Origin of the sequence: Amycolatopsis thailandensis, assembly GCF_002234405.1 — a bacterium.
Classification (GTDB): domain Bacteria; phylum Actinomycetota; class Actinomycetes; order Mycobacteriales; family Pseudonocardiaceae; genus Amycolatopsis; species Amycolatopsis thailandensis.
This window is the reverse complement of sequence record NZ_NMQT01000163.1, coordinates 1-19,675: the sequence shown is the minus strand read 5'-3', so window position 1 is coordinate 19,675 and position 19,675 is coordinate 1. Positions and strand designations below refer to the sequence as shown.

The 19,675-nt window shown below is 68.3% G+C and carries 24 protein-coding genes and 1 riboswitch; of the genes, 15 read left to right on the top strand and 9 right to left on the bottom strand.

All coding sequences use genetic code 11. The annotated features are described in order from the left end of the window. Positions 1–127 precede the first annotated feature (127 nt). Positions 128–559: a hypothetical protein gene (locus CFP71_RS38130; protein WP_093938756.1), complete on the top strand. Its 432-nt coding sequence runs from the start codon at positions 128–130 to the stop codon at positions 557–559. 15 nt (positions 560–574) lie between these two features. Here CFP71_RS38130 and CFP71_RS38125 read toward each other — a convergent pair whose 3' ends face one another. Both CFP71_RS38125 and CFP71_RS38120 read right to left on the bottom strand, forming a co-directional pair. Continuing rightward, entirely contained in the window at positions 575–952 is a 378-nt protein-coding gene (locus CFP71_RS38125; protein ID WP_093938755.1) for a hypothetical protein, read from the bottom strand. A 23-nt stretch (positions 953–975) separates the two neighbouring features. Further along, entirely contained in the window at positions 976–1,194 is a 219-nt protein-coding gene (locus CFP71_RS38120) for a hypothetical protein (RefSeq protein WP_244199987.1), read from the bottom strand. On the opposite strand from CFP71_RS38120, the gene CFP71_RS38115 reads away from it, so the two are divergent. The 7 genes from CFP71_RS38115 (at position 1,187) to CFP71_RS38085 (ending at position 5,189) form a co-directional block, all read left to right on the top strand. Next, entirely contained in the window at positions 1,187–1,555 is a 369-nt protein-coding gene (locus CFP71_RS38115) for a hypothetical protein (protein ID WP_244199986.1), read from the top strand. The genes CFP71_RS38120 and CFP71_RS38115 overlap by 8 nt on opposite strands. Positions 1,556–1,793: 238 nt before the next feature. Continuing rightward, a complete protein-coding gene (locus CFP71_RS38110; protein WP_005150017.1) occupies positions 1,794–2,027 on the top strand; it encodes a hypothetical protein in 234 nt (77 codons plus the stop codon). A 37-nt stretch (positions 2,028–2,064) separates the two neighbouring features. Continuing rightward, positions 2,065–2,700 carry a cardiolipin synthase ClsA gene (gene clsA / locus CFP71_RS38105; RefSeq protein ID WP_093938754.1) on the top strand — a complete coding sequence of 212 codons (636 nt, stop codon included), beginning with the start codon at positions 2,065–2,067 and terminating at the stop codon, positions 2,698–2,700. Between the two features lie 63 nt (positions 2,701–2,763). Beyond that, the gene (gene gcvH / locus CFP71_RS38100; protein ID WP_093938753.1) at positions 2,764–3,147 is read left to right on the top strand and encodes a glycine cleavage system protein GcvH; all 384 of its coding nucleotides are present in this window, start codon (positions 2,764–2,766) and stop codon (positions 3,145–3,147) included. A 125-nt stretch (positions 3,148–3,272) separates the two neighbouring features. Then, on the top strand, positions 3,273–3,740 hold the full coding sequence (gene garA, locus CFP71_RS38095) for a glycogen accumulation regulator GarA (protein WP_005150023.1): 468 nt from the start codon (positions 3,273–3,275) through the stop codon (positions 3,738–3,740). Next, entirely contained in the window at positions 3,737–4,498 is a 762-nt protein-coding gene (gene ftsR, locus CFP71_RS38090) for a transcriptional regulator FtsR (protein WP_167406421.1), read from the top strand. The genes garA and ftsR overlap by 4 nt, the downstream gene beginning before the upstream one ends. Positions 4,499–4,715: 217 nt before the next feature. Further along, positions 4,716–5,189: a bifunctional nuclease family protein gene (locus CFP71_RS38085; RefSeq protein ID WP_005150031.1), complete on the top strand. Its 474-nt coding sequence runs from the start codon at positions 4,716–4,718 to the stop codon at positions 5,187–5,189. A gap of 395 nt (positions 5,190–5,584) precedes the next feature. On the opposite strand, the gene CFP71_RS38080 is transcribed toward CFP71_RS38085, so the two are convergent. Further along, the gene (locus tag CFP71_RS38080) at positions 5,585–6,199 is read right to left on the bottom strand and encodes a TetR/AcrR family transcriptional regulator (protein WP_093938751.1); all 615 of its coding nucleotides are present in this window, start codon (positions 6,197–6,199) and stop codon (positions 5,585–5,587) included. A 298-nt stretch (positions 6,200–6,497) separates the two neighbouring features. Between CFP71_RS38080 and CFP71_RS38075 the strand changes: the two genes are divergently transcribed. Both CFP71_RS38075 and gcvP read left to right on the top strand, forming a co-directional pair. Further along, positions 6,498–7,079 (top strand): MerR family transcriptional regulator, encoded by a 582-nt coding sequence (locus CFP71_RS38075; RefSeq protein WP_005150040.1) that lies wholly within the window; start codon positions 6,498–6,500, stop codon positions 7,077–7,079. A gap of 46 nt (positions 7,080–7,125) precedes the next feature. After that, positions 7,126–7,222, top strand: a riboswitch (glycine riboswitch). A gap of 172 nt (positions 7,223–7,394) precedes the next feature. Next, the gene (gcvP, locus tag CFP71_RS38070) at positions 7,395–10,274 is read left to right on the top strand and encodes an aminomethyl-transferring glycine dehydrogenase (protein ID WP_093938750.1); all 2,880 of its coding nucleotides are present in this window, start codon (positions 7,395–7,397) and stop codon (positions 10,272–10,274) included. 3 nt (positions 10,275–10,277) lie between these two features. On the opposite strand, the gene CFP71_RS38065 is transcribed toward gcvP, so the two are convergent. After that, complete coding sequence (locus tag CFP71_RS38065; protein ID WP_093938749.1) at positions 10,278–10,640, bottom strand: nuclear transport factor 2 family protein; 363 nt, start codon at positions 10,638–10,640, stop codon at positions 10,278–10,280. A gap of 112 nt (positions 10,641–10,752) precedes the next feature. On the opposite strand from CFP71_RS38065, the gene CFP71_RS38060 reads away from it, so the two are divergent. Then, a complete protein-coding gene (locus CFP71_RS38060; RefSeq protein ID WP_167406420.1) occupies positions 10,753–11,580 on the top strand; it encodes a helix-turn-helix domain-containing protein in 828 nt (275 codons plus the stop codon). A gap of 48 nt (positions 11,581–11,628) precedes the next feature. Then, positions 11,629–12,456, top strand: coding sequence for an aldo/keto reductase (locus CFP71_RS38055; protein ID WP_093938748.1), 828 nt, complete (start codon positions 11,629–11,631; stop codon positions 12,454–12,456). A gap of 70 nt (positions 12,457–12,526) precedes the next feature. Here the strand turns inward: CFP71_RS38055 and CFP71_RS38050 are convergent, their stop codons facing one another. From CFP71_RS38050 to CFP71_RS38030, 5 genes are all read right to left on the bottom strand, one after another. After that, positions 12,527–13,213 carry a hypothetical protein gene (locus CFP71_RS38050; RefSeq protein ID WP_244199985.1) on the bottom strand — a complete coding sequence of 229 codons (687 nt, stop codon included), beginning with the start codon at positions 13,211–13,213 and terminating at the stop codon, positions 12,527–12,529. Positions 13,214–13,306: 93 nt separating this feature from the next. Further along, a complete protein-coding gene (locus CFP71_RS38045) occupies positions 13,307–14,218 on the bottom strand; it encodes a 3-methyladenine DNA glycosylase (RefSeq protein WP_093938746.1) in 912 nt (303 codons plus the stop codon). After that, positions 14,215–15,258 carry a hemolysin family protein gene (locus CFP71_RS38040; protein ID WP_093938745.1) on the bottom strand — a complete coding sequence of 348 codons (1,044 nt, stop codon included), beginning with the start codon at positions 15,256–15,258 and terminating at the stop codon, positions 14,215–14,217. The genes CFP71_RS38045 and CFP71_RS38040 overlap by 4 nt, the downstream gene beginning before the upstream one ends. Beyond that, positions 15,255–16,601 carry a hemolysin family protein gene (locus tag CFP71_RS38035; protein WP_093938744.1) on the bottom strand — a complete coding sequence of 449 codons (1,347 nt, stop codon included), beginning with the start codon at positions 16,599–16,601 and terminating at the stop codon, positions 15,255–15,257. Before CFP71_RS38035 ends, CFP71_RS38040 begins: the two co-directional genes overlap by 4 nt. A 163-nt stretch (positions 16,602–16,764) precedes the next feature. Then, a complete protein-coding gene (locus CFP71_RS38030) occupies positions 16,765–17,361 on the bottom strand; it encodes a TetR/AcrR family transcriptional regulator (RefSeq protein ID WP_093938743.1) in 597 nt (198 codons plus the stop codon). 203 nt (positions 17,362–17,564) lie between these two features. On the opposite strand from CFP71_RS38030, the gene CFP71_RS38025 reads away from it, so the two are divergent. The 3 genes from CFP71_RS38025 to CFP71_RS38015 form a co-directional block, all read left to right on the top strand. Then, entirely contained in the window at positions 17,565–17,963 is a 399-nt protein-coding gene (locus CFP71_RS38025) for a hypothetical protein (RefSeq protein ID WP_093938742.1), read from the top strand. A gap of 2 nt (positions 17,964–17,965) precedes the next feature. Then, complete coding sequence (locus CFP71_RS38020) at positions 17,966–18,592, top strand: DUF3558 domain-containing protein (protein WP_093938741.1); 627 nt, start codon at positions 17,966–17,968, stop codon at positions 18,590–18,592. After that, positions 18,589–19,675: hypothetical protein (locus CFP71_RS38015; protein WP_093938780.1), on the top strand; the 1,087-nt coding region annotated here is incomplete at its 3' end. The genes CFP71_RS38020 and CFP71_RS38015, both read left to right, overlap by 4 nt.

The window sequence follows — 19,675 nt, the reverse complement described above, 5'->3', positions numbered from 1 at the left end:
GAGTCTAGACGACTCTTACCTCGGACGGCAAGGGGTCCTCGGGTGACCGCGAGCACGTGGGCACAAATCCCGTGCCGTCGCGGCGCTTCGGTGAATAGGCTCAAACAGCCGAACGGAAAGGACTTTCGTGCCGGGAAAACCGCGGAAATCCAGGATTCTCTTCTCGGTGCTGGCCGGGGTCTCGTTCGTTTATCTGATCTGGGCCATCGTGGGATCCGTCGGTGATCGCGTGCATGAGTTGAAGACCGGCGAGGACGTCACGGTCTCCACTGTCTCCGGATGCACGAAGGGAGGGCCGCCGATGAGCGGCCCCCTTCCCTACTGCGAGGTGGAATGGCGGTTCGACGACGGGCGCGCCGGACGAGGGAGGATCGAGGGCGAAAGGGTCGCGGAGGGCGACAGGGTCTTCGCCGGTGACGGGGTCGCCTACCAGTCGAGGGCCTCGCGGATCTGGGGTCTGTCGCTGATCTCGCTGTTCGGCCTGGCGCTGTCGGGCATGTGGATCAGCCTCCTTGTCCTCGGTCGGAGGGAGCAGATCTGGCGGCGCCGCAAGGAGTGACGCCGCCGGGCGTGTTCAGCTCCGGGTGGCTTCGATCTGCCGCTCGTCCTCGGTCGAGCAGCTCGTCACCGGATCGTTCGGCCCGCTCCCGCAGGTCCAGGCGCCGATCACCACCGGTCCGGGACCCTGAGGTGACGCGGCTTCGGCGGGCGTCAGCTTGGCGAAGTAGTCCGTGAGCACCTGTGTCGCTTCGGCGCATTCGGTCTTCCCGTGCGCGACGACCTTGTTCTTCGCGCCCTGGAGCCCGGAGACCTCGCCGCAGGGTGTCCCGGCGGCGGCCGGCACCGCGGCGGGGGAGGACGGCGGCGGAGCGGCCGCGGGGGCGGGATCGGCGCCGCAGCCGCTCAGCAGGACGACGGCGAGCGCGGCGGGAAGTACGGAGAGGGTCTTCATGGGCCCTTCTTCTCGGGGATGGTTCATTCGACGGGGACTACGGCGGCGAACACGTTCTGCTCGCCCTTGCTGCAACTGGTACCGCCTTGTGCGGCCGGGGCGCCGGAAACGCACAGCCAGCCGTCGACGGTCTCGCTGACCGGTTCGTCCGAGCCGGCGGACTGGCGTCCGGCGATCCTCTTGTGGAACGAGCCGACGATCCCGGTCGCGTCCGCGCAGGAGACCCCGGGCCCGTTGAGCACCTGGAGGGTCAGCCCGCTCGCCGCCGTCACCGTCCCGCACGAACCCTGTACCGGTTCAGCGGGTTTCGGCTGGGTGGTGGGTTTCGGGGCGGTGGACGGACTTGGCGCGGTCTGCGACGGAATCGGGGGCAGCGACGTGATGGAGATGGGCGACGGAGGAGTGGGAGGCAAGACCGTCATCGAGGTGACAGGCGGTGGCGGATCTTCGCCCGAACAGGCGGCGAGCGTCGCGGCGATCGCGCAGACCGCGAACAGGCGCCGGCACGTTCCCGTGGTCGTCGAGACGGGCAAGGCGATCCTTTCGTCGGCCGGTCGTGGCCGGCCCATTCTGACCCGGCCGGGCCCGATGCCGTGGCATTGAGCCACGTTCGATTCGCGGGAGGTTATCGCGCCGTCCGCGTGGCGGTACGCGAGGACCGCCCAATCATTGTCCATTGTGGACAATTAACATGCCGTTCACAGCGCGACAACACCCTGCTGTCGTCGCGAACCGATCGGACGAATCCGGCGCCGAACCGTTAACGCGCGGCCCCGTTCTGCCGAAAACAAAGGTAGCGCTCCGGCGTGTCCCAGTCCCCGTCACCGAAACCGTGAGAGCGATGAAGACCGACGAACAGACCGATCCCGCGTCACCCCAGGCCACCGCACCGGCGAACACGGAGCTGCCACCGACGGCACCGTGCACCGTCGTCTGGTGTGGCGGCCGCCCGTACGTCCTCGAAAGCTCCGCCGGCCACACGCGCTGGATGGGCACCGACCACCGAGGCAGGCCCGTGGCGCTGACCAGCGCGGACCTGCAACGCCGCGGCTGGACCCACACCCGGGCCAGCTGACGCGGGAGGACCTGCCGCCGCTGGATAGGCTGAGCGGGTGAGTACGCCCCCCGAACCGAGCGTGACCAGCGAAGAGCCTTCTTTGCTGCGGCAGGCCCTGAACGTTCCCAACATGCTTTCGATCCTCCGGCTCGCCGGGGTGCCCGTCTTCCTGTGGCTGCTCCTCGGCCCGAAGGAGGACAGCTGGGCGCTCGCGCTGCTCGTGTTCAGCGCCCTCACCGACTGGCTCGACGGCAAACTCGCCCGCTGGCTCAACCAGATGTCGCGGCTCGGGCAGCTGCTCGACCCCGCCGCCGACCGGCTCTACATCCTCGCCACGCTCATCGCCTTCCTGATCCGCGACATCATCCCGTGGTGGCTGGTGGTCCCGCTGGTCGTCCGCGAGGCCGTGCTCGGCGTCTGCGTGCTGTTGCTGCGGCGCCGCGGGTTCGCACCGCCGGAGGTCACCTACATCGGCAAGGGCGCCACCTTCGTGCTGATGTACGCCTTCCCGTTCCTGCTGCTCACGCAGGGCGGCTCCGACATCGCCGCCATCGCCCGGCCGATCGGGTACGCCTTCACGGCGTGGGGCGCGGTCCTGTACGTCTATTCGGGCGTGCTGTACATCGTCCAGACGGCTCGGGCACTCCGGACGGCCGAACCCGCGGACTTGCGGGAGGCGCCGGGCGCGTGACCCGGCGGGATGCGAAACTGCGCGCGTCGGATTCGAGCGAGGGCGTCAGAAAGGGGAGCGGCGTTGTCCACTCCAGAAGAACTGCGGTACACCGAGGAACACGAGTGGATCTCCGTGCGCGACGGAGGTCTCGTGCGCGTGGGCATCACGGAGTACGCCCAGGACCAGCTCGGTGACGTGGTGTTCGTCGAACTGCCCGAGGTCGGCAAGCAGGTCGGCTCCGGCGACGCGTTCGGCGAGGTCGAGTCGACCAAGAGCGTTTCGGAGCTGTTCGCCCCGCTCGACGGCGAGGTGGTCGCGGTCAACGAAGCGGTGACCGAGTCGCCCGAGCTGATCAACAGCGACCCCTACGGCGAGGGCTGGCTGATCGAACTCCGTCTCGACGACGCGAGCTCGGTCGAATCCCTGCTCGAGGCCGAGGCCTACCAGGCGCTGATCAAGGAATAGCCGCAGGCCGCGGCCCTTCGGGAAGAGTAGGGGGAGCCGCGGGCCGGAGTTTCGATCAGGCACGGTACGTTTGACCTCCACACGTTCTTGAGTAGTGGCAACACACATGCGTTAGGAGAGCTCAGGTGAGCACGAACGACGGGCCCGGCGTTCCCCCGGAGCAGTCTCCGGAGCGGACTTCTGTCTTCCGGGCCGACTTCCTGGCCGACGTCGAAGGCACTGAGGCTCCTCCGGCTGCCGAGGCCCCCGTCCAGGGTGTGGACGCGCTGCCCGCGGGTTCCGCGTTGCTGGTCGTCAAGCGGGGACCGAACGCCGGTTCGCGCTTCCTGCTGGACCGCGACACCACCAGCGCGGGACGGCACCCGGACAGCGACATCTTCCTCGACGACGTCACGGTTTCCCGGCGGCACGCCGAGTTCCGCCGTGAGGGTGGCGAGTTCGTCGTCATCGACGTCGGCAGCCTCAACGGCACCTACGTCAACCGCGAGCCGGTCGACCAGGCCGTGCTCGCCGGTGGCGACGAGGTGCAGATCGGCAAGTTCCGCCTGGTCTTCCTGACCGGCCCGGGTCACGGGGGCCAGGGGGCACGGTGACGGCGGCCGGGCGGCCTGATCGGGATGCGTCGCAGCGCGATGGGTTGAGTATCGGGGCCGTGCTGGCACAGCTGCGCGGCGATTTCCCCGATGTCACCATCTCCAAGATCCGGTTCCTCGAGGCGGAGGGTCTGGTCCAGCCGGGCCGGACCCCGTCGGGGTACCGGCAGTTCGCTGCGGCGGACGTGGAGCGGTTGCGGTTCGTCCTGTCCGCCCAGCGGGATCACTACCTTCCGCTGAAGGTCATCAAGGAACAGCTGGACGCGGCGGATCAGGGGGCCGCGCCCTCGGCGGTGCTGCCCAAGCCGCCGCGGAAACTCGTTTCGCTCGACGCCCCCGGGGAAAACGGTGGATTGCCGTCCCCCGGGGACTTCGAGACCGATCGCGAGATCAGGCTGACCGAGGAAGATCTGCTCCGTCAGGCGGGCATCGACGCCGCCACCCTGGCTGAGCTGCGGCAATACGGGCTCGTCCGGCCGGGAGCGGCGGGATTCTTCGATCCCGACGCGGTCCTCGTGGCGAAGACCGTGAAAGCGATGACCGAATTCGGTATAGAGCCGAGACATCTGCGTGCCTTCCGGGCCGCCGCCGACCGCGAGGTCGGCCTGGTGGAGCAGATCGTGACCCCGGTGTATCGGCATCGTGACGAGGACGCCAAGGCGAGGGGCGACGAGGTCGTCCGAGAGCTCGCGGCACTGACCGTGGCGTTACATACGCTCTTGGTGAAGGCCGGAATACGGGCTGTCACGGGCGGTTGAACGGCTCAAGGAGCCGCGAACCGTTGTGAGGCCACTTGTCAATGACTGAATGTTCGGCATCCGATGCCGTACCGTGGAGTTGGGTTTGCCACGGGCGAACCGGAATGTCGGAGACAGCGAGCACAGCGCGCGGAAGACGGGTAGCGTCGGGACTGCCGTCGCTTGGTCGTCGAGACAAGCGTTGCAGCCCGTGCGCACGAGAGGGAGGCGAAGCCCGATGAGCGAGATGCGCGTCGTCGGCGTGCGGGTGGAGCTGCCCGCGAATCAGCCGATCTTGTTGCTACGGGAAACCGAAGGCGAGCGGTACCTGCCGATCTGGATCGGCTCGGTCGAGGCCACCGCCATCGCCTTGGAGCAGCAGGGAGTCCGCCCGGCCCGTCCGCTCACCCATGACCTGCTCAAAGAGGTCATCGGAGCGTTGGGCCGCGAGCTGGAACAGGTCGTCATCACAGACTTGAAGGAAGGCACGTTCTTCGCGGAACTGGTCTTCGACGGGGACATCCGGGTTTCGGCGCGGCCGAGCGACTCGGTGGCCCTGGCGCTGCGGGTGGGGGTGCCGATCCACGCCGTCGACGCGGTGCTGGAGGAAGCGGGCCTCATCATCCCCGACGAGCAGGAGGACGAGGTGGAGAAGTTCCGCGAGTTCCTCGACTCGGTCTCGCCGGAGGACTTCCGCGGCGCGGACACCTGATCCCTTGGTTCTGGAGGAGGGGCGGCGCCGGATGGCACCGCCCCTTCTTCATGCTTGCGGTGTCGATCGCAAAGTCCGTGAAGGTGGCGGTGACGTGTCGGTACAGATGGTCGTGAGTGGCGAGGCCGGTTCCGGAGGATCCGTATTCGCCTGCCTACTGGTGTGACTGGCGAGTGTGGAGGATTTGGGACGTTGAGTGTCCCGGATCTTCCGTTGATCAAGGTCCGAAGCCGGGGCGACCCCACGGTGAACGAATTGGGACGTTCAACGTCCCAATTCCTTCACCGTCGAACCCGGCAGACGCTGAACCGCCACCCTCGCGCAGGTCAGACGTAGGTCGGTAAATGCCGGTCCGCTCTAACCGTCCCTACCACTCACGAGGGTGAGCCCGGCACTCAGGACGCGGTCGCCTTGACGAACAGGTCCGCGAGTTCCCGCCCGTACCGCTCCAGGTCCAGCTTCGGGTCCGCCGCGAACTTCGCGGCCACACCGTCGACGGCCTGCGCGATGGACAGCGCCATCACGTCCGCCGCGAAGTCGCCGAAAGTGCCGTCCTGTTGGCCCTGCTTCAGCTGGCGTTCGAGCCGCCCGGTCCGGAACTCCTCGACCATCGGCGCCGACATGAACCAGCCTTCGACGTCGGAGCCGCTCGAAGCCATCTCGACCATGACCCGCACGAGCTCCGGGTACGAGCCGAGGAACGCGATCTCCGACTCGATGTAGCCGCGCAGGAGCCCGGCCCGATCGGTCGTGCCCTGGATGCGCTCTTCCAGGAACTTGTCCTTCATGCCGGTCACGGTGGTGACCACGGCCTGCATCAGGCCGGCCTTGTTGGTGAAGTGGTAGGAGATGATCCGGGTGCTGGACAGCCCGGCTCGCTCCTTGATCTTCGCGAACGACGTCTTGTGGTAGCCGAGCTCGGAGATCGTCGCGATGGTGGCTCCGACGATCTGGGCCCGCCGCGCGGCTTCCGTGACCGACAGCCCCAGCTCCGCCTGAACTTCTTGCATGGCACTTTGGGTGGAGGGATTTACTTGCATGAGTAAAAAATAACACGACTGAGTAAAACGGGCAAGCGTGCGGCCGAACGGGGGAGTGTTCCCTGGCAAGCCTCAAGAAGAGCTTGAGGCCGACCGCGCGTCGCGTTGACCGCTTTGCCGGACGCGCTTACCGTCAATGAAGGTGAATCGCCAAGGTGTGATTCGGATGTCTGGGGCATTCGTCTTGACGGTTCACTCCGGTGCGGACTCACGTGGGTCCGCGCGGCTTTGTTCGCCGGCCGCCAGGTCGGGCGAGGGGAGGCATGGCGTGGTCGAGGCTGGTAGCCCTCAAGAGCCGCTCGTTCCGGTCGCTGACGGCGAGCAGGGCGAGCTGTTCCCCGACTCTTCCCTTCCGGACGAACTCGTCGGCTACCGCGGTCCCGCCGCCTGTCAGATCGCCGGGATCACCTACCGGCAGCTCGACTACTGGGCCCGCACGAAGCTGGTCGCGCCGAGCATCCGGACGGCCCACGGTTCCGGTTCGCAGCGGCTCTACTCGTTCAAGGACATCCTCGTCCTGAAGGTCGTCAAGCGGCTCCTGGACACCGGTGTCTCCCTCCAGAACATCCGCGTCGCCGTGGACCACCTGCGCCTGCGCGGCGTCCGCGACCTCGCCAAGGTCACCCTGTTCTCCGACGGCACCACCGTCTACGAGTGCACCTCGCCCGAAGAGATCGTCGATTTACTCCAGGGCGGGCAGGGCGTGTTCGGCATCGCGGTCAGCGGGGCGATGCAGGAGATCAGCGGCACCATCCACGAGTTCCCGGCCGAGCGGGCCGACGGCGGCGTGATCGAAACCGTCACTCCGGACGAGCTCACTCAGCGCCGTAACGCACGTCGCACCGGCTGATCATGAAGCCGCGCGGGCGGCAGGGTAGGCTCGCTTCCGCGGTCGACGAATCCGCGCGGGAGAGTCCGAGCTGATAACAGCTCGGCGCCGAAGGAGCAAGTCCTCCCCGGAACCTCTCAGGCACCCTGGACCGCGCGGACGAGACGCCTCTGGAAAGTGAGTCGCCAGGTCACCACCTGGCGGCCCCGCCGACGGTGCAAGCCCGAATCAACCCACGGGCGAAACTCTCAGGCGCCCCCGCTGGGGGTACGGACAGAGTGGGGAGGGCCAGGACAATCCGTCCCGGCCCCACCCCCGCGTCTTGGGAGGTCCCCGATGGAGCCCGTTTCACTGGCCGCTCTCGAATCCGGAACCCCTTTCGCGGACCGGCACATCGGTCCCGGTGCCGAAGACCTCGCACGCATCCTCGACGTCGTCGGCGTCGCCTCCCTCGACGAGCTCGCCGAGCGGGCCGTTCCCGCGTCGCTGCGGGAGTCCGCGACACCGCCGGAGCTGCCGCCACCCGCCACCGAGACCGGCGCGCTCGCCGAACTCCGTGCTCTGGCCAAGCGTAACCGGCCGATGACGCAGATGATCGGCCTCGGCTACCACGACACGGTGACCCCGCCGGTGATCCGCCGCAACGTGCTGGAGAGCCCGGCCTGGTACACCGCGTACACGCCGTATCAGCCGGAGATCTCGCAGGGCCGTCTCGAAGCGCTGCTCAACTTCCAGACCATGGTCGCCGACCTGACCGGCCTGCCTATCGCCAACGCGTCGATGCTGGACGAGGCGACGGCGGCGGCGGAGGCGATGACGCTGGTCCGCCGGGCGGGCAAGGCGAAGTCGAACCGGTTCGTGGTCGACGAGGACACCCTGCCCCAGACGATCGAGGTCCTGCGCACCCGCGCCGAACCGCTCGGCATCGAGCTGGTGACCGCCGACCTGTCCCAGGGCATCACCGGACTGGGCCTCGGTGGCGACTTCTTCGGGGTGCTGCTGTCGTACCCGGGGGCTTCGGGTGCCGTCCGCGAATGGGACCACACCATCGCCGAGGCCAAGGCGCTGGGCGCGGCCGTGGTGATGGCCGCGGATCCGCTCGCGCTGACCCTGCTGCGGCCGCCGGGCGAGCTCGGCGCCGACGTCGCGATCGGCTCGACGCAGCGGTTCGGCGTCCCGATGGGCTTCGGCGGCCCGCACGCGGCGTACCTCGCTGTCCGGCGAGGTCTCGAACGGCAGTTGCCGGGCCGGCTGGTCGGGGTGTCGAAGGACGCGGACGGCGCGCCCGCGTACCGGCTCGCGCTCCAAACCCGCGAACAGCACATCCGCCGCGAGAAGGCGACGAGCAACATCTGCACCGCTCAGGTGCTGTTGGCGGTCATCGCGTCGATGTACGCGGTGTACCACGGCCCCGAAGGCCTGCGTGCCATCGCGAGCCGCGCGCACCGGATGGCCACCGTGCTCGCGGCGGGGCTCGCCGAAAGCGGTGTCGACGTCGTGCACTGCGAGTTCTTCGACACCGTGAAGGTCTCCGTCCCCGGCCGCGCGGCGGTCGTCGTCGGCACGGCGCGGGAGCTCGGGGTCAACCTGCGGTTCGTGGACGCGGACCACGTCGCCGTCGCCTGTGACGAGACGACGACCCGTGAGCACCTTTCCTTGGTGTGGAAGGCTTTCGGCGTGGCGGTGTCCGATGTGGACTCGCTCGACGCCGACACCGCCGACGGCTTCCCGCCGGATCTGCGCCGTACGAGCGACTACCTGACCCATCCCGTCTTTCACGCGCACCGCTCGGAGACGGCGCTGCTGCGGTACCTGAGAGCGTTGTCCGACAAGGACGTCGCGCTCGATCGGAGCATGATCCCGCTCGGCTCGTGCACGATGAAACTCAACGCCACGGCGGAAATGGAGCCGATCACCTGGCCCGAGTTCGCCGGTCTGCACCCGTTCGCGCCCGCCGAAGACGCCGCCGGACTCCTCACGATCGTGAAGGATCTGGAGGGGTGGCTGGCCGGCATCACCGGCTACGACGCCGTTTCCCTGCAACCGAACGCCGGGAGCCAGGGCGAGTTCGCTGGGTTGCTGGCGATCCGGGCCTATCATCGGGAACACGGGAACGCGGCGCGTGACGTCTGCCTGATCCCGTCGAGCGCGCACGGGACGAACGCGGCCAGCGCGGTCATGGCGGGAATGCGGGTGGTCGTCGTGAAATGCGACGACGAGGGCAACATCGACCTCGGCCACCTCAAGTCCACAGTGGGCGAACACGCGGACGACCTGGCCGCGATCATGATCACCTATCCGTCGACGCACGGCGTCTACGAGGACACCGTCCGCGAGGTCTGCGCGCTGGTGCACGACGCGGGCGGCCAGGTGTACGTCGACGGCGCGAACCTCAACGCCCTGATCGGGGTCGCGCAGTACGGCAGGTTCGGCGCCGACGTCTCGCATCTCAACCTGCACAAGACCTTCTGCATCCCGCACGGCGGAGGCGGGCCGGGTATCGGGCCGATCGGCGTCCGCGCGCATCTGGCGCCGTACCTGCCGAACCACCCGCTGCAGCCGGACGCCGGACCGGCCACCGGCGTGGGCCCGATCAGCGCCGCGCCCTGGGGGAGCGCGTCGATCCTGCCGATCTCCTGGGCCTACGTCCGGATGATGGGCGCGGAGGGCCTGAGGCGTGCGACGCTGATCGCGGTCGCGAACGCCAACTACGTCGCCAAGCGCCTCGCGGAGCACTATCCGGTGCTGTACTCCGGGCACGACGGCCTGGTGGCGCACGAGTGCATCCTCGACCTCCGCGCGCTCACGAAGCGGACCGGCGTCACCGTCGACGACGTCGCCAAACGGCTCGCCGACTACGGCCTCCACGCGCCGACGATGTCCTTCCCCGTCGCGGGAACCCTCATGGTCGAGCCCACCGAGAGCGAGGATCTCGGCGAACTCGACCGGTTCTGCGACGCGATGATCGCGATCCGTGGCGAGATCGACAAGGTCGCGGCGGGGGAGTGGCCGGTGGAGGCGAGCCCGCTGCGGAACGCCCCGCACACCGCGCGGTGTCTCGCGGGTGAGTGGGATCGTCCGTACAGCAGGGAGATCGCGGTCTTCCCGGCCGGCTTCGGGGCGGCGAAGATCTGGCCTCCGGTGCGGCGGATCGACGGGGCGGCGGGGGACCGCAACCTCGTCTGCTCCTGCCCGCCGCCGGAGGCCTTCGCGTGAGTGTCAGCCGGGCATCTTGTCGAGAAAGCCCAGCACCTGCTTGATCCGCCCGTCCTCGACGGTGATGACGTCGAAGCCGATCGCCAGCGGCTCGTCCGCGCCCTCCGGGCCGAGGTACCACTGGAACCGAGCGATGTCGTGGTGCGCGTCGGGTGCCGTGGGCAGGCTGAACCTCAGGCCCGCGAACTGGGCCTGCGCCCCGGCGATGAAGCCGTCGACACCGCCGTGGCCGGTGACGGCGCCGAGCGGGTCGGTGTAGACGGCGTCCTCGGTGAACACTTCGGCGATGAGCGCGCGGCGCTTGTCCGCGTCGGTCTCGTTCCACACGGCGATGTACTGCTCGGCGACGCGCTGGATGTCCGACATGGTGTCCTCTTTCGTTGGTGGGTAACCGATGAGGCAACTCTGTCGGCCGGAGGCGGGTCCCGTCGATTACGCGGGAGGTAATGGCGGCGCGGCACCCGCGGTGCGTAGGTTCGTGATCGTGACGACCACAGTGACCGCGAGCCGCGCGGGGCGATCCGTCGGCGAACTCCTGCGGGAATGGCGCGACCGCCGCCGGATCAGCCAGCTCGACCTCGCCATCTCCGCGGAGATCTCCACCCGGCATCTGAGCTTCGTGGAGACCGGCCGGTCCAAGCCCAGCCGGGACATGGTGCTGCGGCTCGGCGAACACCTGGAGGTGCCTTTGCGGGAACGCAATCAGCTGCTTTTGGCGGCGGGTTACGCGCCCGCCTACGCCGAGAGCGGCCTGGGAGCCCCGGAGATGGCGGCGGTCAGCAAGGCGGTCCGTCAGCTGCTGACCAGCCACGAGCCGTACCCGGCCGCCGTCGCCGATCGCTGGTGGAATCTGGTCGACGCCAACGCGAGTGTTTCGATCATGACCGACCTCGTCTCGCCGACCCTCATGACACCGCCGGTCAACGTCCTGCGGCTGACGCTGCATCCCGAGGGGATGGCGCCGCATGTGCTGAACCTGGGGGAGTGGCGTGCCCACCTGCTCGGCAGGCTGCGGCGGCAGGTGACCCAGACGGCCGATCCGGTGCTGACCGATCTCCTGGAGGAACTGCTCACCTATCCCTGCGCGGACCCCGTCCCCGAGGTGGAGGTCCCCGGACCGGGTGACATCTTCGTCCCGTTGCGGCTGCGGCACGAGGGCGCCGATCTCACGTTCTTCAGCACGGTCTCCACTTTCGGTACGCCGTTGGACATCACGGTCGCCGAGCTGGTGATCGAATCCTTCTTCCCCGCCGACGCGGACACGGCGGAGCATCTGCGCGCCTACGCGGCCCGCGGGATGGAATGATGCGGGACAAGAAGCCCTGCGACAGAGCCCAGTGAGGATTCTTCATCCATGGCCGTGCCTTCCGTCGTCCTGAACAACGAGGTAGCCATCCCCCAACTCGGTTTCGGTGTCTGGCAGGTGCCCGCGGGCGACACGGCCAAGGTCGTCCGGACCGCCATCGAGGCCGGGTACCGCAGCATCGACACCGCCGCGTCTTACGGGAACGAAGCCGGTGTCGGCGAGGCGATCCGCTCGGCGGGGGTGCCCCGCGACGAACTGTTCATCACCACGAAGCTGCCGAACCCGGCGCATGGCTACGACGAGGCGCTCCGGGCGTTCGACGCGAGCCTCGCGCAGCTCGGCCTGGACCGCGTCGACCTGTACCTGGTCCACTGGCCGATGCCGACGCGCGGGAAGTACGTCGAAACCTGGCGGGCGCTGGAAAAGCTCTACGCGGATGGCCGCACGCGAGCCATCGGCGTGTCGAACTTCCACGTCCCGCATCTGCGGCGGCTGTTCGGCGAAACCGGGATCGTGCCCGCGGTCAACCAGGTCGAGTTGCATCCCCGGCTCCAGCAGAAGGCGCTGCGGGAGTTCCACGCCGAGCACGGCATCGTCACCGAGGCGTGGAGCCCGCTGGCGCAGGGGTCGCTGCTCTCGGACGCGACGCTGACCGCGCTCGCCGCCAAGTACGGCAAGAGCCCGGCCCAGCTGGTGCTGCGCTGGCATCTGCAACTCGGCACGGTGGCCATCCCGAAGTCCGTGACCCCGTCCCGGATCCGCGAGAACCTCGACGTCTTCGACTTCGAACTGGCCGAAGACGATCTCGCCGCCCTCTCCGAGTTCGACGACGGCACTCGCACCGGCCCGGACCCGGACACCTTCGACCTGATCTGAGTAACGTGAAGGCCCCCTTCCTTGCGCCTGGCGCAGGGAAGGGGGCCTTCACGTACTTCCGGGTGGAAGCTCAGGTGGCCTTGATGCCCGCGGCGGCGAAGTCGGCCTGCTGGGCCGGCTGCTGCAGGAACTGGCGGAACGTCTGCGAGGCGCGCATCTGGACCTCGTCGATGTTCTTGCCGGCGAGCCCGACGAGCGGGTAGTCGGCCGAGCGTGCCGTCGCGACCGACTGGGCGGGCGAACCGACCAGCTCGGGCTTCGCGGTGTTCAGCTCGGTGACCCAGTAGGAGGACTCGGGGATCCAAGCGGCGGGAAGGCCGCCGATGGCGTCCAGGTTCGTCCGGCCGACGAGACCGTCGAGCACGGCCCCGGAGGACAGCGCGTCGATCTGGATGATCACGCAGTGGTCGCGGACCACGGTCGCGGCGTTGTTCCACCGCTCGGCCGCCGCGCGGACCGGCTTCTCGATGCTGGGGGTGACGACCACCCGCATCGGGGTGTCCCCGGCGACACAGGCCTTGGCCTGGGCCTCGGCGCGGGTGCTCAGCTCGCCGTCCGCCCAGTTCCAGCCGAAGACGCCGATCGCGATCAGCACCACCAGGACCACGGCGGCGATGGGCCACTTGGCGACCTTGCGCCGCGGTGCCTTCTTCCCGACGATCCGGTGCGAACCGGTCGCCTCACCGCGACCCTGAGGCCGCTTCGGCGGGTCGAGGGGATGCGGCACCGGCTCCTCGGCCACGCTGTGTCGCCCCATCGTTGTCCTTTCGAAACGTGCGCGCTCGCGCTGCGTATGCAATCAAACCGTTATCACTCTAACAGGGGAGAGTGTTACGGGGAATGCGACGACTCACAGTTGTTTTCCGCGTGTCGCGGGTGCCCTCATTAACTCGCTCAGGAGCCGTTGGCAATGCGCTATCAGGTGCTCACGCAGCGGCGTGGCCCGGTGGGCGAACCCGGCTTGCGCGCGGGCGTACTCGGCGCGGCCTTCCGGGGTCTCGATCCGCACGGGCGAGTACCCGAACGACGCCAGATCGTACGGGCTCGCCCGCATGTCGAGCTCCCGGATGTCCGCCGCCAGCTCGAAGCAGTCCCCGACCAGCTCGGCGGGGACGAACGGGTCGAGCTTGTACGCCCACTTGAAGAGGTCCATGTTGGCGTGCAGGCAGCCCGGCTGCTCGAACTCGATCTGGTTCTCCCGCTCCGGCCGCAGCGTGTTGCGCGGCCTGGCGGGCTCGGTGAAGAACCGAAAAGCGTCGAAATGCCCGCACCGGATCTCCAGTGACTCGACGACGCCGTCCGTTCCGGCCGAACCGAGCCGGAGCGGAAGTTGTGAGTGACGCACCTCATTCGCCGATTCCCGGTAAACCATTGCCCATTCGTGAAGGCCGAAACAACTGAGCCTCGGCGCGCGGGACGCGGTCGCGGAAAGCAGCCCGAGGACGAATTCGGCGGTCCTCGCCCGGCCCTCGGTGAAGCCCGCCGGATCCAGCATGACGCCGTCCGGCGTCTCGACGTAGCCCTTCCGCTCCAGGTACCGCCGCGCGGACACGCCTTCGAGCACGACACCCGGCCCCGGCTGCCAGCGTTCGACATGCCCGGGACGGTGCGAGTAGTAGGTGAAGAGGAAGTCGAGCACCGGATGCTTCTCGCCCCGTGCGCGGCGGCGCTGGTGCGGTGTCGTCCAGCGCCGCATCCGCGTCACGTGCTCGTCCTCCCGAGCCCGCCAAGCGGGCTCAGGAAGGACGATCGGGCCGGTCATGACATGACGTGGGTGCCGTCGCGGACAGTTCCCACGTACTCCTCGACGAGGTCCTCCAGCGCGACGACGCCGACGGCGGCCCCCGCCGGGCTCAGCGCCCGCGCCAGGTGACTGCCTTCCTTTCGCATCGCCGACAGCGCCTCGTCCAGCCGGGCGTCGGCGTGCAGCTCGGTCAGCGCCCGGGTCTTGTCCGAGGGCACCACGGTCGTCGGGTCCTCGCCCACGAGGTCGAGGATGTCCTTGACGTGGATGTAGCCCGTCAAGGTCCCGTCGTCGGTGCACACCGGGAAGCGGGAGAACCCGGTCGAGGACACCGCGCGCTCGACGTCACCCAGCGTGGGCGAGCAGGGCAGCGTGGTCAGCTGCGCCGTCGGGACCAGGACGTCGGCCACCGTCTTCTCCACCGACGACAGCGTCTTGCTCAGCCGCTGGTGCTCGGAGTGCTCCAGCAGACCCTCGCGTCGCGACTCGCTGAGCAGCTCGGCGAGTTCGTCGGAGGTGTAGGCGGTTTCGAGCTCGTCCTTCGGTTCGACCTTGAACACCCGCAGCAGCGAGTTCGCCACGAAGTTCAGCAGCCAGATGAACGGGTTGGCGACCTTCACCCAGGCCACGTGCACCGGGACCAGCCACAGCGCCAGCCGCTCCGGTTCGGCGATCGCGAGGTTCTTCGGCACCATCTCGCCGATGAGGACGTGCAGGATGGTGATGAACGCCAGCGCGATCGCGAACGAGATCGGGTGCAACAGGACGTCGGGAATCCCGAGCACTTCGAAGAACCCCGCCAGCTGATGCGCGATGGCCGGCTCACCCAGCCGTCCCAGCAGCAGCGAGCAGATCGTGATGCCGAGCTGTGCGCCCGCGAGCATCAGCGAGACGTTCCTGCTCGCGTTGATCACGATCCTGGCGCGGGTCTTTCCCTGCTCCAGCAAGGCTTCCAGCCGGTCGCGCCGGGAGGAGATCAGCGCGAACTCGGCGCCGACGAAGAACGCGTTGGCCAGCAGCAGGACCACGACGAGGAAGATGTTGAACCAGTCGCTCATCGGGCGGGCTCCTGCTCGGCGGACGTGGCGGTTTCGCTGACCCGGCGGACTTCGACCTCGGCGATGCGCAGCCGGTCCATTTTGGTCACCGTGAGCCGCCAGGCGTCGAGATCGGTGGCGTCGCCGGGCGACGGGATCCGGCCGAGCCGTTCGAGGATCAGCCCGGCGATGGTCTCGTAGTCGCCGTCGGGCATCCGGAACCCGGTCTCATCGGTGACCTCGTCGGCGCGCAGCTGCCCGGACACGAGCCAGTTGTCGGCGCCGACCTGCTGGGAGGAGGGTTCTTCCCGGTCGTCGTGCTCGTCACGGACGTCGCCGATGATCTCCTCGACGACGTCTTCCAGCGTCACCAGCCCGGCCGTGCCGCCGTACTCGTCGACGACGATCGCGAGCTGGAACCGGGAATCACGCAGCCGGTTGAGCAGCGAGTCGCCCGGCAGCGATTCGGGCACCGTCGGGATCGGCCGCATGACCGAACCGATCCGCACCGTGGCGCGCTGCGCGACCGGGACGGTGAACGCCTGCTTGATGTGCACCGCGCCCTGCACGTCGTCGAGATCCTCGGTGTAGACCGGGAAACGCGAGAAGCCGGTGCGGCGCGAGATCTCGATGAGGTCGTAGATCGTCTCGTCCACGGTCAGGGATTCGAGCTGGACGCGCGGCGTCATCAGCTCCTCGGCCGTCCGCTCGCCGAAGCGAAGCGACTTGTCCAGCAGTTCGGCCGTCGAGGTGTCGAGCGTCCCGCTTTCGGCGCTGGAGCGGACGATCGAGCCGAGTTCCTGCGGCGAACGGGCCGACCGCAGTTCCTCCTGCGGTTCGACGCCGAACTTGCGGACCAGGAAGTTGGCGCTGTTGTTCATCAGGGTGATGAGCCAGCGGAACAGCGACGAGAACCGCGAGTGGTACCCCGCGACGGCGCGCGCGGTTTGCAGCGGCCGGGCGATCGCGAGGTTCTTCGGCATCATCTCGCCGAGGATCATCGACAGCGACGTCGCCAGGATCAGCGCGACCGCCAGCGACACGCCGTTCGCCACGCTTTCGGAGAACCCGATGGCGGTGAACAGCGGGTGCAGCAGGTCGCCGATCACCGGCTCCGCGAGGTAACCGGTGATCAGGGTGGTGATGGTGATCGCCACCTGCGCGCCGGAGAGCTGGAACGAGAGGGTGCGGTGCGCCTTCTGCACGGTGTGCGCGCGCCTGTCGCCGACTTGGCGGACGTTCGCGTCGACCGTGCTGCGCTCGAGCGCGGTGAGGGAGAACTCGGCGGCGACGGCGAGGCCGGTGCCGACGGTCAGGAGAAGGAACAGGACGATGCCGAGAACGGCCAGCAGGATTTCCATCATTTCCTGCCGGCGGGGACGGGATCGGCTAGAAGGTCCGCGGAAGAGCCGGGTGTGCCACCCGGCTCGATACTGTCACCAGGTGACTGCGCGTCGCGCACGAAAAGAGTCACTCCTCGATCGGAATCAACAGACACCGCCGCTGTACTGCGGCGATAGGACAATCTTAACGTGTTCCCCCGGTCGCGTGGGCGCGGTGCCGCCGTACGCTCTCCTCGACCAGGTCGAGGACGGGACCGAGATCGTCACCGGGCTGGCCCATCGCGAGGTGGGAGACCAGCCCTTCGAGGACCAGTTCGAGGTACGCGGTCAGGACGTCGACGTCGACGTCGTCACGCAGGATCCCGGCGTCGCGCTGGCGCAGCAGACGGCGGCGGGTCGCGGCGGTCAGCTGATGGGACCGCTCGGCCCAGCGGGCGCGGAACTCGGGATCGGTGCGCAGCCGCCGGGAGACCTCCAGCCGAGTGCCGAGCCAGTCGGCGGGGTGCTCGCTGCGGTTCGACAGCAGCTCACGCATCACCTGGACGAGGCCCTGTTCGGAGACGACGTCCGCCATCCGGACCGCGTCGTCCTCGGCCAAGGCCAGGAAGAGGGACTCCTTGTCCCGGAAATGGTGGAAGATGGCGCCGCGGGAAAGACCGGTGGCTTCCTCCAGCCGCCTGACGGTGGCACCCTCGTAGCCGTAGCGTGCGAAGCACACGCGAGAGCCGTCGAGGATCTGGCGCCGGCGTGCGTCGAGGTGATCCTGGCTGACCCGTGGCATCCTGGAATCCTGTCACCGGGAACGGGGTTAATGCAATCCGTACGTACGTACTGTGACCAGTTCGCGGGATGATCGATCCGTCCGGGGAACCTTGCGGCTTCGCAACACGTCCGAGCACTCGGCCGGATCGGCTGACACGCCGTCGGCCACTTGGCTACTCTTTGTCCATCACGGTGAGTGAGTGCTGAGGGGAAGGTACGGGCGTGAACATCATCGACAGTGCCGCGAGCGCGATCCAGGCCGTCTGGGGCGACCTGACCACGCCGAAGGAACCGACCGTTTACGGCGGTGGCGGCGGTGGCGGCGGCGGGTTCGAGATGAGCCCGGAGGAGCTGAAGACCGTCATCGGGATGTGGGAAGACGAGCTGAAGAAGGTCGTCAAAGACGGGGACAAGATCCAGCGGATCATGGACGACCTGATGCCGCCAGGGCAGGACGAAGCCAGCTCGAGCTATGTCGATTCCGGAGTCGACTCCTTGCTGTCCCTGCAGAAGCAGAACGATTCGATGAAGGCCTATATCGAGGGCTACATCGCCAAACTCGAAGTCGCCCGTTCGAAGACCATGGCCACCGACCAGGCCAACACCCTGCGCACGACCTGAGGATGCCGAACGTGTTGAGGAATCGCGCCGCGGTGGCGGCGCTCGTGTTCGTTTCCGTCGCGGTCGCCGGGTGCACGGGGGAGACCCCGGGCACACCGACGCCGACCCCGGGAACGGTGCCGTCGTCAGGTTCGTCCGCCGCGCCGGAAGATCCGAACGTCCCCAAGGTGGCGAATCCACTGGACGCCTCGGCGTTCATCGGTGACCCGTGCAAGCTCGTTCCGGCAGCCACGGTCGCGGAACTGGGGCTGGCCCAGCCAGGCGAACAGGCGAACGACACCAGCAACCCCAGTTGCAGTTGGGGAATCCGCGGCAAGGCCGACGGTCTGCAGCTCATCCTCGGCAGCGGGAACCGGGAAAAGGGCATGGGCGGGCTGGCCGGTCTGAACAAAGCCAAGGGAACCGGGCAGGTGAGGTTCCTGGAGCCCGGCCCCGACGTCGATGGCTATCCGACCGTCTATTACGGAGTGCAAGACCGGCGGGCTGGTGGCAACTGCGACCTCGGAGTCGGTGTCGCCGACGACCTGGTGATCAGCGTGCATGCCGGGGGCTACGACAACGAACAGGTTTCCTGCGGAAACGCGCAGAAGGCCGCGTCGGCCATGATCAAGACACTCAAGGGGGCATGAGGGTGGACGGCAAACAGATCTATGAGAACTTCACCCAGGGCGATACCCGCAACCTGCGCAGCGCCGCCGACCGCGTCGCGGAACTCTCGGACGCCTATGTCGAGCGCGGTATGGCTATCAAGGGTCTGCAGTCGCGGATGACGGCGTCCTGGACCGGGTCCGCGGCCGATGCGGCGAACGCCGGCGCGGGCCCACTGGAGCAGGCATTCAAGGAGACAGCGGATCCGCTGTTCACCACGAGGGACTCGGTCTCTGTGCAGGCCGACAGCTTCGACGACTCAGGGTCGTCCGTCGTCCCGGTGCCGCCGAAGCCGGACAAGCCCAACCCCTGGACCACCGGCCTCAAGGGCGCGATCCCGATCGCCGGGCCGTTCATGGTCAACAACGACATCAAGAACTACCAAGAAGGTGTCGCGAAGCACGAGGCGGCGAACCAGAACAACGTGCGCGTGATGGACCAGTACGACTCGGTCACGAGCAGCACGCGCTCCAGCTTGCCGACCGACTACGGCGTGCTGAAGAACGACGGCGCGAACGTCAGCGTGAAGGTCGGTGGCGGTCCGCCGCCGATCAAGCCGCCGCCCGTCATCCCGCCGGTGAAGCCGGGCCGCAACGGCGGCGGGGACGACAACGACGGCACCGACACCAGCGGTACGAACGACAACGGCACCGACCAGAACCAGAACAAGCCGGGCGGCGACCACAACCAGACCAAGCCGGGTTCGACCGACGATCGTCCGGTCAACCCGAAGGACCGGACGAATCCCCCGGACATCACCACGCCCACGAGGAAACCGGGTCCCGGGGACACGACGCTCCCGTCCGGCGGTGGCCGCGGCAAGCCCGGCGGCGGAACCACGGAGATCCCCGGCCGGAACCCCGGGCGCGGTACCGGTGACCTGGACGACGTCATCGGCCTGCCGAACGGCACCGGCCAGAATTACGGCCCCGGCGGCGGCGGGCCCAACCAGCCCGGTGGCGGCGGTGGACGCAACGTCCCCGGGCCCAACAGCGCCGCGGGCAGGCTCCTCGGCGGCGAAGGCGGCACCGGAGGCCGCGCGGGTGGTCCCGGCGGACCCGGTT